This window comes from Paenibacillus macerans, from assembly GCF_050565405.1.
Taxonomy (GTDB): domain Bacteria; phylum Bacillota; class Bacilli; order Paenibacillales; family Paenibacillaceae; genus Fontibacillus; species Fontibacillus macerans_B.
On record NZ_JBNYYG010000042.1, the window covers coordinates 1 to 14,481 of the forward strand.

At 55.7% G+C, this 14,481-nt stretch carries 14 protein-coding genes; 7 read left to right on the plus strand and 7 right to left on the minus strand.

What is annotated here, in order from left to right; all coding sequences use genetic code 11:
- Positions 1–67: 67 nt before the first annotated feature.
- The 4 genes from ACQ4N8_RS20270 to ACQ4N8_RS20285 all read right to left on the minus strand — a co-directional run bounded on the left by ACQ4N8_RS20270 (position 68) and on the right by ACQ4N8_RS20285 (position 2,816).
- Complete coding sequence (locus ACQ4N8_RS20270) at positions 68–676, minus strand: ABC transporter ATP-binding protein (RefSeq protein WP_430706159.1); 609 nt, start codon at positions 674–676, stop codon at positions 68–70.
- 1 nt (position 677) lies between these two features.
- Entirely contained in the window at positions 678–1,274 is a 597-nt protein-coding gene (locus ACQ4N8_RS20275; protein ID WP_430706160.1) for an ECF transporter S component, read from the minus strand.
- A 211-nt stretch (positions 1,275–1,485) separates the two neighbouring features.
- Positions 1,486–2,244 (minus strand): energy-coupling factor transporter transmembrane component T family protein, encoded by a 759-nt coding sequence (locus ACQ4N8_RS20280; RefSeq protein WP_430706161.1) that lies wholly within the window; start codon positions 2,242–2,244, stop codon positions 1,486–1,488.
- On the minus strand, positions 2,241–2,816 hold the full coding sequence (locus tag ACQ4N8_RS20285) for a GNAT family N-acetyltransferase (RefSeq protein ID WP_430706162.1): 576 nt from the start codon (positions 2,814–2,816) through the stop codon (positions 2,241–2,243). The genes ACQ4N8_RS20280 and ACQ4N8_RS20285 overlap by 4 nt, the downstream gene beginning before the upstream one ends.
- 200 nt (positions 2,817–3,016) lie before the next feature.
- Here ACQ4N8_RS20285 and ACQ4N8_RS20290 point away from each other — a divergent pair, with 200 nt between their 5' ends.
- Positions 3,017–3,967, plus strand: a complete 951-nt coding sequence (locus ACQ4N8_RS20290) for an alpha/beta hydrolase (RefSeq protein ID WP_430706163.1) — start codon at positions 3,017–3,019, stop codon at positions 3,965–3,967.
- Here ACQ4N8_RS20290 and ACQ4N8_RS20295 read toward each other — a convergent pair.
- Positions 3,949–4,149 carry an aspartyl-phosphate phosphatase Spo0E family protein gene (locus ACQ4N8_RS20295; RefSeq protein WP_430706164.1) on the minus strand — a complete coding sequence of 67 codons (201 nt, stop codon included), beginning with the start codon at positions 4,147–4,149 and terminating at the stop codon, positions 3,949–3,951. The genes ACQ4N8_RS20290 and ACQ4N8_RS20295 overlap by 19 nt on opposite strands.
- A gap of 224 nt (positions 4,150–4,373) precedes the next feature.
- Between ACQ4N8_RS20295 and ACQ4N8_RS20300 the strand changes: the two genes are divergently transcribed.
- Positions 4,374–4,871 (plus strand): GAF domain-containing protein, encoded by a 498-nt coding sequence (locus ACQ4N8_RS20300; protein WP_430706165.1) that lies wholly within the window; start codon positions 4,374–4,376, stop codon positions 4,869–4,871.
- 176 nt (positions 4,872–5,047) lie between these two features.
- Here the strand turns inward: ACQ4N8_RS20300 and ACQ4N8_RS20305 are convergent, their stop codons facing one another.
- On the minus strand, positions 5,048–7,102 hold the full coding sequence (locus ACQ4N8_RS20305; protein ID WP_430706166.1) for an endonuclease MutS2: 2,055 nt from the start codon (positions 7,100–7,102) through the stop codon (positions 5,048–5,050).
- Between the two features lie 685 nt (positions 7,103–7,787).
- Here ACQ4N8_RS20305 and ACQ4N8_RS20310 point away from each other — a divergent pair.
- On the plus strand, positions 7,788–9,605 hold the full coding sequence (locus ACQ4N8_RS20310; RefSeq protein ID WP_430706201.1) for an LTA synthase family protein: 1,818 nt from the start codon (positions 7,788–7,790) through the stop codon (positions 9,603–9,605).
- 92 nt (positions 9,606–9,697) lie between these two features.
- Here the strand turns inward: ACQ4N8_RS20310 and ACQ4N8_RS20315 are convergent, their stop codons facing one another.
- Positions 9,698–11,131, minus strand: a complete 1,434-nt coding sequence (locus ACQ4N8_RS20315) for an MATE family efflux transporter (RefSeq protein WP_430706167.1) — start codon at positions 11,129–11,131, stop codon at positions 9,698–9,700.
- A 152-nt stretch (positions 11,132–11,283) separates the two neighbouring features.
- Here ACQ4N8_RS20315 and ACQ4N8_RS20320 point away from each other — a divergent pair, with 152 nt between their 5' ends.
- The 4 genes from ACQ4N8_RS20320 (at position 11,284) to ACQ4N8_RS20335 (ending at position 14,460) form a co-directional block, all read left to right on the plus strand.
- Positions 11,284–12,186, plus strand: a complete 903-nt coding sequence (locus ACQ4N8_RS20320; protein WP_430706168.1) for a helix-turn-helix domain-containing protein — start codon at positions 11,284–11,286, stop codon at positions 12,184–12,186.
- Between the two features lie 118 nt (positions 12,187–12,304).
- Positions 12,305–13,171, plus strand: coding sequence for a DegV family protein (locus tag ACQ4N8_RS20325; protein ID WP_430706169.1), 867 nt, complete (start codon positions 12,305–12,307; stop codon positions 13,169–13,171).
- Between the two features lie 135 nt (positions 13,172–13,306).
- A complete protein-coding gene (locus tag ACQ4N8_RS20330; protein WP_430706170.1) occupies positions 13,307–13,720 on the plus strand; it encodes a hypothetical protein in 414 nt (137 codons plus the stop codon).
- Positions 13,721–13,749: 29 nt separating this feature from the next.
- A complete protein-coding gene (locus ACQ4N8_RS20335) occupies positions 13,750–14,460 on the plus strand; it encodes an AIM24 family protein (RefSeq protein ID WP_430706171.1) in 711 nt (236 codons plus the stop codon).
- Positions 14,461–14,481 lie beyond the last annotated feature (21 nt).

The window sequence follows — 14,481 nt, forward strand, 5'->3', positions numbered from 1 at the left end:
AAATAGTTGGGATCCTTATAACCGGCCTCGTAACAAATTTCCTTCAGGCTGAGCCGCCTTTCCGCGATCAGTTTCTTCGCTTCCTGGTCCGGCCTTCGCCGTGCAGGCGGCGCAGCAGCGCCAGCAGCCGCCGGCGCGAGGCGGCGTCGAGGCTGGCCGCCGCCTCGTCGAGGACGAGGATCGGCGGCTCCAGGGCCAGCACCGCCGCGATCGCCGTGCGTTGCCGTCCGCCGCCGGACAACGCGTGGACGCGGTCCCGGCGGCGTTCCGTCAACGCCACCGCCGCCAGCGCGTCCGCGACCCGCCGCTCAATGTCCGCGGTGGGCACGCGCAGGTTCTCCGGGCCGAAGGCGACCTCGTCTTCGACCCGGCCCTGCACGAGCTGCGCGTCGGGGTCCTGGAACACGACCCCGACGCGCCCGGCCACCTCGCCGATCTCCGCTTCCGCGGGATCGACGCCGTCCGCGAGCAATCGGCCCGTACGGCTCCCTCCCCCGGCCCGGGGGAGATAACCGCTGATCAGCTGCGCCAGGGCCGATTTGCCGCTGCCGCTCGCTCCGACGATGGCCACCCACTCCCCGCGTTCCACGGTGAGCGTGATCCCGTTTACCGCCGGAGCCCTTCCGTGCTCGAACGTATAACTCACGTTCCGCAGCTCCAAAGCCGGAAGCGTCATGTCAAGCTTCCGCCCCTCGGCTCGCCGCAAACCGGCGCAGCAAACCGCTGCGTACCAACGCATCGCCGAGCAGTTTGGTCAGCAAGCCGCAGAGTACGATACCGCTCAGCACCCGCACGGCCAGCGCGATCATCAGAATGTCGGCGCCCCATTTCGTATACCCGAACATCTGGGCCGCAAACAGGAACCACAAAGGCACCATCGCCCCTCCCGTAATAAGCAGCACGCTCCAGCTCCATTTCTTATAACGGACGATGGCAAACACCGCCTCCGCAACGACAAGATAACAAGCCGCGGCCACAAAACAGGACAAAATGCCGTACGCCGTCCCCATAAAGGCTTGTACGACGGCCCCAATGCCGTAGGTGATCAGCGCCGTCCCCGGCTTGCGGATAATGTAATACGCCAGCAGACCATAAATCATATACACGCCGGTGATCGTCGAGGTGGCGATCGGTCCGCCCAGCCCGTTCAACGCCTGGTTGACCGGGGACAAAAACACCGTCATCACGGCATTGGCCGCCGCCAACATCGCCATCAGCACAATATCCAACGTCGTAAAGCGGGAAAATACCTTGCTGTTATTCGTAGCCTTCATCTTCTTGCCTCATCCTCTCGCCAAGCAATTGTTAACCACAACTGATAATTTAGGTTAACAATCAATCCGCGTCAAGTCCTTTTTTTGCGTATACGCCGCTTTTCCGCATGGCAGCAGGGCTTGCGGCCTTCCGGCAAGACACCTTTACGCGCGCGGACGGTTTCGAGCCCCTCTTTCCTTCTAGTCCCCTTTTGCTCCAAGGTCCCCCCAATCATGCCGTCAACAGCCACAACCCTGCCGTTAAGACCGGACTTAACGTCATCACCCAAACGCCGGAGGCACGCAGCCGGGCTTCCCGCAAAAACGTGCGCTCGCGAAAAGCGCCAAACCCTTTGACGTCCATCGCGCCCGCGGTTTGCTCCACGCGCCGGATCGCGCCGGCGAATACGGAAAGCAACCGGCCCCGCCAGTAATCCGATCGTTCCGCAATCCCCTTCGGCCGACGGCCCAAGCGAATTTTGCGTGCAGCCCCCGCCAGTCTTCCCTCCTCGGCCAAAAGCGGCAGAAACGTCAAGGCCATCGACACGCCGAACACGAATCGGTAAGGAAGTTTCAGTCGCGTGGTCATCATGACGACGAACGTTTTGGGATCGGTCGATTCGATATAGATTAACGAAGACAAGAACAAACAGAACATCCGCAGCGTCACGGCCGCGGCTGTGGCAAGGGCACCGGCGGAGAGCGGCAGCGGACCGGCACCCGGCCCGCCTCCCTCGGCCTGTACGGCGATCGCGGTTATCGCAAACAAGGGCAGGCCGAATCCGACGATATATCCCATTCGCCGCAGCAGGCGCCGCCAGGTCATTCCGGCTTCGAAAGCCGCCGCCGCCAAAGCCAGCAGCAAGCCCGCCAAAAGCTTCGGATCATCCCAATGCATGGCCAGCATGGCCAAGCAAATTAGGGCGACCAGCTTGCTCAGCGGATCCAAAGCCTGCAGCCAATGCCGAGGCGAATTCCCATCCCTCATCATGAGATCACTCCTCCCGTATAGTACTCTTTTTTGAGCAGGGAAAACATCAGCAGATCGACAAAACCGTTTTCCGTCCATTGGTACTGCCGCAGCAGCCCCTCTTCCGTGAATCCGAACGCTTGCAGCAGCTTCCGGGACGGGGCGTTGCGCGGGTCGACCAAAGCCTCGATGCGGTTCAGCCCCATTGTCTCGTAGCCGTAGGCGAGCAGCATCCGGAGCGCCTCGGACATGTATCCATGGCCCCAGTATGCCCGGCCAAGGTCATAGCCGATTTCTCCGCGATATGCCCCGGATAATTCCCAGACGTTGAAGCCGCAGCTGCCGATCAGCTTTTTTTCTTCCTTCAGTTCGATGCCGAACCGAAGCGTATCTTCGCTTTCCGATAAACCGTTAAGCAGATTAATCATTTCCCACGTATCTTCCACGGATGCAAAGGGAGGAAGATTCATGTACTTAATTACTTCCGGATCGCTCCAGTAGCGGAACATGACTCCGGCATCGCTGCGCTCCATCCTTCGCAACCGCAATCTTTCGCTTTCCAGCATGGGAATATCCCCGCCGCATCTATACATGAAACTCGTTCTCCTCCTCCTTCGAATAAGGCATGATAATAGCTAATCACATTGAGGTTGGCTCGTCAAAGGGGGATTTCGGTAAATTTCTCCAGAAGGGCGATTTTCCTCCTTGCATTTCGGTGATACTATTAGAAGTAGCGTAGTGCACATAAAGAGATCCCAACGGATAGGTAAATAAAAGGGAGGAAACAACGTTCATGGTTTTCACGATCGTTATCTTGGCATTGCTGCTGATCGTGTTAGTCGTCAGCGGGCTGCCGCGATTTGCGGTCCGCCAGATCACCCAGATGCGACTGCAGACGAATGAGAGCATTTACGAATATTTGGAACGAACCGGCGTCTATACCCGGGACAAATTCGAACGCCTGCCCAAGCGGCCGGTCCAAGTGATGTCGAAAGACGGCTTGCAGCTTAGCGGATACGTACTGGAGTTGTTTCCCGAGAGCCGGCGCTGGATGATTATCGTACATGGCTACACCGTATCTCTGCTCGCCTCGACGCAATATATCGATATGTTTCAGGAGGCGGGCTTTAATATCTTGTTGATCGATCAGCGCCGTCACGGCGGCAGCCAAGGCAAATATACGACCTACGGGTTTCAGGAAAAATACGATGTGGAGACCTGGGTGCATTGGATTCTGGAGAATTACGGGGGAAATTGCTCGATCGGCCTGCATGGCCAATCCCTTGGCGGAGGAACCGTCCTGGAATATCTCAGCATCGCGCATCCGAACGTCAAATTCGTGATCGCCGATTGCCCGTATTCTGATTTAACGGAGCTGATGCGGCATCAAATCTCCAAGCTGAATAAGCTTCCCGCCTCGCCGCTACTGCCGCTCGTCAACAAACTGTTGCAGCGCAAAGCGGGTTTTCGGCTGGATCAGGTCAGCCCGATCAGAGCGGTGGAGCAAAGCAAGCTGCCGGTGCTGTTTATCCACGGTACGGAGGACAACTATGTGCCTACCTACATGAGCCGGGAGCTCTACCGGCAGAAGCCCGAACCCAAAGGGCTGTTGCTGGTCGAAGGCGCCGTCCATGCCAACGCTTACGGCGTGGATCCGAAACGCTATGCCGAAGAAGTGCAGTCCTTCATCGAGCGGTTTCTCGTTCCGGAGGAGCCGGCCGCCACTTATTTGCCGAGCATCTGATTTTGGGCCTGCACGATATACTGATCGAGCCGCTGACTTAATTCCAGCACGGTTCCGCTGCTGAAATTGTCCTCGACGACAGCATTCATCAATTCCAGACGCAGATGCTCGATCGTCGCTTTGAGATCGTTATTGATTTTTTTATCGTTACGGCGAGCGCCTTTTAAGGTATGAGTTACCATAAAAATCACCTTTTCTTTTATCTTTACCCTATTTTACCGCATGATGCCAAAAAACATATTTTGCAAATTTGATAAAAATTAGCACTCTGTGTCGGAGTTTGTAATAAAATCGATAGCTTCATCCAAGTCAGGCGCTATCTCTCGACAAAAATTATCATTATAATAGTTTTATTGCCGCCGCCAGGGTATCGAGCCCGGGGGCGATATCAAGGAGGGGAAACGCCATGTTTCACGCAAACGACTATTCAGGCTCCCGCGCGGAGCGGCAAAATGCGGTGTTGTCCCAGCTGCAGGCATTGATCGCCGGAGAATGCAGCCAGGTCGCCAATTTGGCCAATGCCGCCGCTTTGCTGAATTTTTATTTGGATGATATCAACTGGGTCGGTTTCTATTTGTTTGACGGTAACGAGTTGGTGCTCGGGCCGTTTCAGGGGCTTCCGGCCTGCATCCGGATTCCGCTGGGCAAGGGAGTTTGCGGAACGAGCGCCGAGCGCAAAGAGACGCTCCGTATCGAGGATGTTCATGCCTTCCCCGGCCACATTGCCTGCGACGCGGCATCGAACAGCGAGATCGTCGTGCCGATCGTCAAAGACGGACATTTGCTGGGCGTGCTGGATATCGACAGTCCGAGCAAAGGGCGGTTTGACGCAGAGGACCAAGCGTTTCTGGAACGTTTCGTCTCCATGCTTACGGACCAACTGACCGTTGCGGCTAACGCCTAAAATTTGGATGCTGTACAAGTAATACGTTCCTGGACGGGAATCGGATTCGTTGAATTTTTCGATGCGGACATGCCACCGCGAGTCCTCCCGCCAAACGTCAGCAGCGGCCCGGGTTTTCCCGAGCCGCTGCTTTTTTGGGCTATGATCCGATGTTTTCCTTCTCCGGAACGTAACGGTTATTCCTCTCCCGGCTTGACGATCTCCAGCCCTTCCACATGCCTTTTCCCCATCAGCTTGCGTTTTTTCCGGTTCTCCTTCGAATCGAAGACGATATCGAAATCATAATCGTCGGGGTACAGCTCCTCCTTCTTGATGTAAGGCTTCAGCCGCTTATGATTGACTTTCAGCTTTCGCTTCTGGACTTGCACTTCGACCATCCCCCGGAAATCCGGCGGTTCGCAAACGATGCCGATTTTCCCGAGCGAGGTGACCAGGACGGCATCGCCCACCTCGAACCGGCGCGGTTGCTTGGGCGCCGACGCTTCGACGGTCTCCTGAACCGCGCCTACTTCTGTTTTCACGCTTCTTGCTTTGCTTTCGTCTTTTTTCTCATATCCTGCAGCGCCCCCTTGCCGTTCTTCTCCGGAGCTTTGCTCGTCGCCCTCGCGGCGCTTTCGCCACCCCTCTGCCGCCGACGGCGGCTGGGATTGCTTCATCGGGACGATCTCATCCCAGAGCGCTCCGCTTCCGTTGCCTTCGGCGGACTGCTGGCGGCTGACGATATGCTGCGAGCGCTCGATGATCCCGCCCGAAATGCCCAACTTGCGGGCGATTTCGATCGCGTAGCTGCGTCCGGCCTGCCCGATCGTCAGACGGTACAGCGGGCGCAGCGTTTCCGCGTCGAATTCCATCCGCGCGTTCTGGAACCCCTCCGCCCGGGAGGCGAACGTCTTAAGCTCGTTGAAGTGGGTCGTCACCATCACCGTGGCGCTTTTGCGCGCAAATTCCTCCAGAATGGAGATCGACAAGGCGATCCCTTCGCCCGGATCGGTTCCGGCCGCCAACTCGTCGATCAACAGCAGCGTCGAAGGTCCCGCTTCCCGCAGCATCTGCACGAGTGCAGTGATTTGTGCGGAGAACGTGCTCAGCGACTGCTCCAGGTTCTGCCCGTCCCCGATCACGGCGCGAATCCCGCGGTACACCGCAAACCGGCTGCCCGGCGCTACCGGCACCAGCATGCCGGACTGCACCATCAAGGCCAACAGGCCAAACGTCTTGAGCACGACGGTTTTACCGCCCGTATTGGGACCGGTGATGATCAGCGTCCGATAACCGGAGCCGATGGCTATATCCAGCGGCACCATCGTCTGCAGCAGCTTCGGATGCTTGGCGCCGCGAATGTCCGTCTCCCCCGTCTCGCTCAGCTCCACTGGGACGCCGCCGATGGCCGCCGCATATTTGGCCTTGGCGAAGATGAAATCGTATGTCCCCGTTATCTCGATGTTTCTAACGAGATCGGCGGCTTCGCGCTCGACCAGTCCCGCCAGGTAACCGAGGATTTTGGCCTCCTCCCGCGCTTCTTCGCCCAGCAGCAGCTCCAGTTCCCCTTGCAGCGCCGAGACCTCCTGCGGCTCGATAAACACCGTTTGTCCGCTGGTGGACTGGTCAAGCATGCGGCCGTTCACCTGCTTGTAATAATCCTTCTTGACGGGAATGACGTAGCGGCCTCCCCGCACGCTGACGATGTTCTCCTGTAAAATGCCGGCATGGCGGGCCATGACCGACTGGAGCTTCTTCTGGATCCGCTCCTTGATCACTGCGGCTTTCTTGCGGATTTTATCCAGCTCCCGGCTTGCTTCATTCGTGATCACCCCATGCCGGATGCAGCGCAGGATTTCCTGCTGCAGCGCGGGCAAATCCCGCAACTCGGTTGCGTATGCGCCGATCCTCCAGGCCAATTCCCCTTTGGCGGCCATATATTTCTTCAGCTGCCCGCAGCTGTGCAGAAAGGTCTGTACCGCCATCAAATCCTGCTCCGTAAACAAATATCCTGTACCGAGCAGCGACACCACCAGTTCGATTCCCTCGAGCGATGGCAGCGGCACGCTTGCCCCCTTGCCGTACAAGGCCAGCGCCTCCGCCGTTTCCGCGAGCGCCCGCTCGATCGCCCTTTTCTCCTCCATCGGCGCAAGCCCCTCGATCCGGCTTCTGCCCGCATAGGATACCGCAAAAGACAGCAAATCCTGTTTGATGCTTTCATATTCCAGCGTACTTCTCGAAAATTGTTCCATGTCCATGACCTCCTCAAATCGGATTCTTCCTTCCGTCGACCAAAAAAAAGGCAAAGGACAGCACGTATGCCATCCTTTGCCTAGACCTGTCCCTCCATGCCATTCCCGAAAAAACAAAAAAGCCGTGCTGAAAACAGCACGGCTCCTACGTTTAAGGAATGACAGCGTTTCAGGCGCTGCATGATGTTCCGCGTGTGTTCTTAACTACATTCATAGACCGATACAAGCGTACGGGAAAATCCGGGCACCCTTATAGCTCATCTCGCTAAAAGAGGCACGTTCCTGCATCTTGCCTGTCAGTCCTTATGAAGTTGATTAGTTAAGAACATTCACCGACATCAAAATCTCTCCTATCAAGGGGTAGTTCAAAACGGTAGTTCAAAAAGCCATCCTTGTTAAGAAGGAATACCTTTAATTTACCAAAAAGAGCCGCCAAACGTCAATAACCCGGGTTAACGGTCGTTACGCCGCCGATTTGTTGGAATATCTTGTTAAACGAGTGAATTGATTTATTTTATTCTTACCCTCATTTCATGTATTATATTAAGGGCGTCAAAATTGTAAAGCCAGTATTAAATTTAACTAAAGGAATTGCGCTTTTGCGGAAAGGAAGGATAACGTCGTGCCACAATTCAATCGCATCCGGCTCGCCAACATCAAGCCGTTTGTCTTTTTCTCCGTCATTATGATCTTGAAGATTTACCTTGTATGGTCGGCCATTTTTGATGGAGTTCCTGCTTGGGGGCCTTTGCTGAAGGAAATCCCGTTTATTTGGGTTTTGTTCTGCCTGATTGAATGGTTCTCCTCCAAACGTAAGATCGGCCTTTATTTAACCGTCAACCTGATCGTTACCGCCATCTTCTTTGCGGCTATCATGTATCATAAATATTACGGGGTCATGGTGACTTATCACGCCCTTGAGCAGGTCAATCAGGTGACCGCGGTGAAGAACAGCGTATTCTCCCTGCTTGCTCCGTATTACCTGGTGATCTTCCTGGATATCGTGATTATCGGTTTCTGGTTGTTCCGCAAGAAAAGAGCCGAGAAACTCAAAGCGATGTTTAATATGAAGAAAGCCAGCACCGGAGTCATAACCGGAATCTTCGCCGCTTCGCTCCTGCTGTGCATCTTCAACGTATGGCCAAACCGCGCCAGCATGAACGAGATCAAGCAGGCCGAACAAATGGGCATCCTGAATTACGAGACCTATACGATTTTCTCCAGCGCCAAGAAGGAAAGCCTGGTGGACAAGAACCAAATCTCGCAGGCGAAAATCGATCAGCTGAAAGGCATCACCCCGCTGGCCGAGCCGAAATATTTCGGGGCCGCCAAGGGCAAGAACCTGATCATCATCCAGCTGGAATCGTTCCAAAATTTCCTGATCAACCTAAAGATCGACGGCCAGGAAGTGACGCCGAACATGAATAAGCTCGTGAAGGACAATATCTACTTCAAGCATTTTTATCAAATGGTCGGACAAGGCAATACGTCCGATGCCGAGTTTGTCGTGAACACTTCGTTCTACATTCCTTACAATGAGGCGGCGACGCAAAGCTATCCAGACAAGGATTTGCCGAGTCTGCCGAAATTGATGCGGGAGCAAGGGTACGATACCGCGACGTTCCATACGAACGTCGTCGATTTCTGGAACCGCGGGGAGCTGTATGACGCGATCGGCTTCAACCGCTATTACGACCAGAAATGGTTCGGCACGGACGATATGGTCTTCTTCGGCCCTTCGGATGAAGTGCTGTACAAGAAGACGGCGGAAGAGCTGGGCAAGATGCAGCAAACCGGCCAGCCGTTTTACAGCCAAGTCATTTCCATGACTGCGCATCATCCGTTCACTACGCCGCATGACAAGGACAAAATCGTGTTGCCCGAACGTTACCAGGACAACATGGTCGGCGACTATCTCCGGGCGCAAAGCTATGCCGACTACGCGCTGGGACAGTTTATCGACGATTTGAAACAAAGAGGCATCTGGGATAACAGCGTCATAGCCATTTACGGCGATCACCTCGGGTTGCCGATGTATTCCCTCGACAAACATGGCCTGGAGCTGATGCAGGAAATCTACGGCCGCGAATACAGCTATATCGACATGATCAACATTCCGCTGGTCATTCACGCTCCGGGCGTTGACAGCCCGGCGGTGATGGAGAACGTCGGCGGTCAGGTCGACATCCTGCCGACGGTAGCCAATCTGCTTGGCGTGAAACTGGATAACCACCTGCATTTCGGCGAGGATATCCTGAATCAGACCGAATACAATCTGCTCCCGCAGCGTTATTACTTGCCTTCCGGTTCGTTCCTGAACAATCAGGCTTTGTTTATGCCGGGGGTTTGGTACAACGACGGCACGCAATACCCGTTGGCCAAAGACGGCGTGCAGCAAGCGCTGACGACCGAAAGCGAATATAACCACGCGCTGGAACTGCTTCGCCTTTCCGACAGCTACGTGCAGCAGCTGCCCGACCGGACGAAAGAAGAAGTAAAATAAAAGAACGTGCAAGAGCCGCAGGCTCCCTTGAGGGGAAGATCCTGCGGCTCTTTTTTCATAAACTTAGGTTCCATTGCCTCCGGATAAGCGAACTACAGCGCCGGACTGGCCAGGCCGTCGACGGACGTTGACCCTTGCGTTAACCCCTGTTCTTGCCCAAGCCCTTGCTCCCGGGCCAATTCTTCCTCTTTCCTCCGCAGATACTTGCGGCCTCTCCAACGGAAATAGGAGAACACGCCCCGGATATATTCGTCGCTGATCATACTGGCGTAAATCGCAATGATCCCCCAACCCAGCGAGATCCCGAACAGGTAAGAGCAGCCGGTAGCCACAAGCGACATGAAGATCAACGATACAATCATCGTATATCTCGTATCCCCTACCGCATTCAGCGAGTTGCCGAGCGCCATATTGATCATTTTGCCCGGCTGCAGCAGCAGATTCAGCCAAAGCAGGGACGTGCAAAGGGCCAGAATTTCGCCGTCCCGGGTAAACAATCCCAGCAGCTTCGGTCCAAACAGTACCAGGATAAAGGCGTTCACGATCACCAGCGGCAGCCCGAAGGCCAGCACGCGGTAGACGGCCCGATAAGCCTCTTTCGTCTTGCCCGCGCCGTACAGATGCGCGATCTGGATCTGCGCCGCCATGGCCAGCGAGAAGCCCAGCATGAAGCAAAACGACTCCAAGGTGTTCATGTAGGTTCTGGCCGCCAGCTCCGTGGAGCCCAGCACCGCGAGAAACGAGAAGATCGCCAGTTGCGAGAATACCCAGCTCGCCGAGTTTACGCCAAGCGGCCAGCCGATGACCAATATCTCCTTAAACAGCTTGCGGTCGAACAGCGGGAAATCCCGGAAGCCGATCCGCCGCTGAAACGCGCCGAGGAAAATCAGCAAGAGCACGACCGTGGCGATCAAGCGGCTGACAACGGTGGAAATGGCCACGCCGGTCAGTCCCCATTGCGGGAAGCCGAAGGCGCCGAAAATAAAACAGTAGTTCAGAATAATGTGAATCACGTTCATGCCGACCGCCGTAAACATCGGCCCTTTCGTATTGCCGGTGTTGCGGATCGCGGTCCCGAGCATGGAAATCATCGCCGTCAGGATCATGCCCCCGCCGACGATGGAAATGTATATTCGGGCCAGCGGCAGCAGTTCGTCCGGCAGCTGCAGGATCGTGGCGATGGGTCCCGGCACGGCGATCAGCAGCACGCTGAGGAATACCCCGATCGCCGCGGTCACTTTAAATGCGATGATGGCAACGGTCCGAGCGTCCTCTTCCCGCCCCGAGCCGATTTTCTGGGCAATCACGATGCCCGCCCCACTCGCCACCGTGGCAAACAACGTGGTGAGCGCGTTAAACAGCTGGTTGGAGAAACCGACCACCGCCACGGCATTGTCGGATATGCGGCTGACCATCAGCGTATCGACGGTACCGAGCAAAATTTGCAGGAACAACTCGATGAATATCGGCCAGGCAAGCAGCCAAAGGGAAAATTTGTTCTTCTCGTCGTCCTTGACTTTCTTCACTATTACAACCTCCCGTAAAACAGAGAAGCCCTGATGCGCGTTCTCTCTTGTCTAGTTAGCATGAATCAAATTATAGATGCTATACTGGTATTGATGTATTAAAGAATCAACCGAATCTTTCAATATTCCAACCTAAGAGGAGTTGGCATGATATGCCTCCCATTATTGAGTTTACCGCCCCGCCCCTGCCTCATTACATCGTGGGGGGCTCGGCGGTGATCCCGACTGGCGGCAAGCATCCCAGCCGGCAGAACATCGGCGCTTTCGATTTGCTCGTCGTCGTACACGGTTGTTTATATGTCGGCGAGGAAGGGCGGGATTACGAGATCCCGGCCGGCCATGCCCTGATCCTGCGGCCGGACTGTTATCACTATGCGTATCAGGGCTGCCGGGTGGATACGCTGCATCATTGGCTGCATTTTCAGCTTCTGGGGGATTGGCGGGTCGTCGAGGAGGAAGAATATCGTCAATCCGGCTGGCCTTCCGCGGACAAGGAGATCCCGGGACTTGCTTTGCCGCCCTTCACCCCCACCTCTTACACCGTCCCCCTGCCCCAGTTCGCGAAGCTGGCCCAGCCGCAAAAAATCATCAATCTGCTGGACGAGTTGACGCTGATGAACCGCAGCATCCATCTGAATAGCGTCCGCCTGCGGCAGCAGGCCTTGTTCCAGAACGTGATCGTGGAGCTTTCCGCTTCCGCCATGGACGCGGGCCCCTCCCCCCTATCGGCCTGCGCCGAAAAGGCGGCATCGTATTTGCGCGAGCACTATCGCGAACCCTTTTCCGCCAAATTACTGGGGGAAAGCATCAATTTCCACCCGGTTTATGTTGCTCGCTGCATGCAGAAGGCTTTTGGCTGCTCGCCCGCCGCTTACTTGCTGCGCCTGCGCATTCAGCAGGCCAAGTTGCTGCTGCTGCAAACCGACCATACCATCGAGCGAATCGCGGAACAGGTCGGTTTTAACCAAGCCGCTTATTTTACCGCCTGCTTCACCAAAATGGAAGGATTGTCCCCGCGCAAATACCGCCAGCAATTCATCTGGAACAAGGAATAGCGATCCATCCTTGGGTTATCCTAAGCCTAACTTTTTTGCTAATCGCTCCGGGCTCCTCTATAATTCAAAGAAAGCTGGAGCATTCATACTGATACTAAAGCTAACTGGGGGAAATGTATTGACACTCGTGAAAATATTCGCAGACAGCATCTCGGACGTACCCGAGACCTGGGCTGCCCAATACGATATCGGCATCGTGCCGCTTTATGTCGTGTTCGGCGAGACCGCTTACAGGGATAGGCTGGAAATCACCACGGCCGACATTTACCGGAGGGTCGCCGAGGAAGGGAACCTGCCGCGTACGGCGGCGCCTTCTCCAGCCGATTTCATGACCGCTTTCGAACCGTGGATCGAGCAGGGGCAAACGATCGTATACATCAGCATGTCTTCCAAACTCTCATCCACTTACCAAAATGCAAGGATTGCGGCCGGCGAATTCCCGGAGGGCCGCGTGCACGTCGTCGATTCGCTGAATGTTTCCGGAGGCATAGCGCTGCTCGTACTCAAAGCTGCCATAGCCGCCAAACGCGGCGCCGGCGCGGCAGAACTGGTCGCCATGCTGGAGGAAATGCGGGACCGGGTCGAGATCGAGGTGCTCGTGGACAGCCTCGATTACCTGCACAAGGGCGGCCGGGCTTCCAGCGTTCAGCATATGATCGGCAGCCTGCTCAAAATCCGGCCCGTCTTGAAGGTCAAGGAGGGGTTGGTCATTTCCGCCGATAAATACCGGGGCAAAACCGAAAAAGCCGTAGAACGGATGCTCCATCATTTCATCGATAATTTTCACAAAGTGGATCGGGATCTGATTATCGTCGCACAGACGCTGGCGGAAAAAGCCGCCGACTTTATCAAGACGACGCTGCTGGACAAAACGGACGCCAAAGAAGTGGCCATCATTGAAGGCGGATGCGCCATCTCCTGCCACTGCGGCCCGCGAACTGTCGCGATCATGTATCTTCGTCGGCAGCAAGCCTATACCTCTTAATCCGAGGATTCCGAAACGGAAAATACGACAAAAAGAGGCCGTTCCGCGGACTGGGCATTTCCGGCGGAAGAGGCCTTTTTTGCATAGAAACCTTTCCGTCTCGCCATACGTAATAGTTGTTAGGAGGTGGAGAACTTGAGGCAAAACCGATTCCGTATACCTATCTGGCTGATGGCCGTATCGTTCATCGGCGTTCTATCGTTCGGGAACCCCCATCGCGCTGATGCAGGCTATTTCGACGACTTAGTTAATGGCGTTAAGGAATTGTCTCAGCTTCCCGCCGAAGTGAACGAACTTAAAGCCGATTATCAGGTCACTTTGGACAAGCTGGAACAAGCGCAAGGCACGTTGGAGACCTACCGGCTGCAAAACGAACAGTTGATGGAGCACAATCGGGAGTTAACCGCGACCGTATCGGCTTTAACGGAGGCGCAACACATGCGGGACGCGAATGCCCGCAAAACCCGGATATTGCTGTACACCGCCCTTGCCCTCGTTGCCGGCTATTTTATCGTATTGCGGGTCATTCGACTGGCCCTTCGCCGTTAATGAAGTCTTGCCGCCAGGAGGGAACCGAGATGAGAATCCAAGACCAGCAAGAATCGACGGGCCTGTGCGGACAAGCGGTAACCTTCGAGCTGGACGAGACCGACAAACTGCATGTCCTGCATCCCGGACAAGTGATCGCTTACCGCGGACCTGCTCAGAACCGTAGCGACAAGCTGATGAATATGAAGGGCATCTACCGGAAACGCAAATGGATCCGTTCCGACTTTACCGGTCCTAGCCAGCTGGTGGCCGCCTTCCCTCCCTCCATCGGACTGAAGACGATCCGGTTGGCGGAGGAGAGCGACCTGCTGTACGACTTTCGGCAGTTGTTTTGTTATACGGAGGGCGTCCGCATGGAAACCCGCATCCTCAGCATGAAGAACATGATGATTACCCGCGATGCGGTGAAGATCAAGTTCTCCGGCGAAGGGCAAATCGGCATCCTGACGCAAGGCCAGGTCCTGGAGCTGCCGCTTCACCCTGAAGAGCCGCTGTACGTCGAAGCCGGCCGGGTGCTGGCTTATCCGGAGAACGCCAAGCTGGAGCTGTCGGTGTACGGCAACCATCTGGCCAGCCAGCATATGCGCTACCAATGGAAAATGACCGGACGAGGATCTGTGCTCATCCAATCCGGCGGTGCCGGGGATTTGGAGATCGTGCGGGACCTGCAGTCGGACGACGGCATCGTGCGGCGTTTCTTGCGCGAAGCGCTTCCGTTCGGCGGCGTGTTCATCAAATAAATAAGGCCGAGCCGGGGATCC

Coding starts and splice junctions, on each gene's coding strand:
- ACQ4N8_RS20270 (WP_430706159.1), bottom strand. CDS start 676: ATGACGCTTCCGGCTTTGGAGCTGCGGAACGTGAGTTATACGTTCGAG.
- ACQ4N8_RS20275 (WP_430706160.1), bottom strand. CDS start 1,274: ATGAAGGCTACGAATAACAGCAAGGTATTTTCCCGCTTTACGACGTTG.
- ACQ4N8_RS20280 (WP_430706161.1), bottom strand. CDS start 2,244: ATGATGAGGGATGGGAATTCGCCTCGGCATTGGCTGCAGGCTTTGGAT.
- ACQ4N8_RS20285 (WP_430706162.1), bottom strand. CDS start 2,816: ATGTATAGATGCGGCGGGGATATTCCCATGCTGGAAAGCGAAAGATTG.
- ACQ4N8_RS20290 (WP_430706163.1), top strand. CDS start 3,017: ATGGTTTTCACGATCGTTATCTTGGCATTGCTGCTGATCGTGTTAGTC.
- ACQ4N8_RS20295 (WP_430706164.1), bottom strand. CDS start 4,149: ATGGTAACTCATACCTTAAAAGGCGCTCGCCGTAACGATAAAAAAATC.
- ACQ4N8_RS20300 (WP_430706165.1), top strand. CDS start 4,374: ATGTTTCACGCAAACGACTATTCAGGCTCCCGCGCGGAGCGGCAAAAT.
- ACQ4N8_RS20305 (WP_430706166.1), bottom strand. CDS start 7,102: ATGGAACAATTTTCGAGAAGTACGCTGGAATATGAAAGCATCAAACAG.
- ACQ4N8_RS20310 (WP_430706201.1), top strand. CDS start 7,788: ATGATCTTGAAGATTTACCTTGTATGGTCGGCCATTTTTGATGGAGTT.
- ACQ4N8_RS20320 (WP_430706168.1), top strand. CDS start 11,284: ATGCCTCCCATTATTGAGTTTACCGCCCCGCCCCTGCCTCATTACATC.
- ACQ4N8_RS20335 (WP_430706171.1), top strand. CDS start 13,750: ATGAGAATCCAAGACCAGCAAGAATCGACGGGCCTGTGCGGACAAGCG.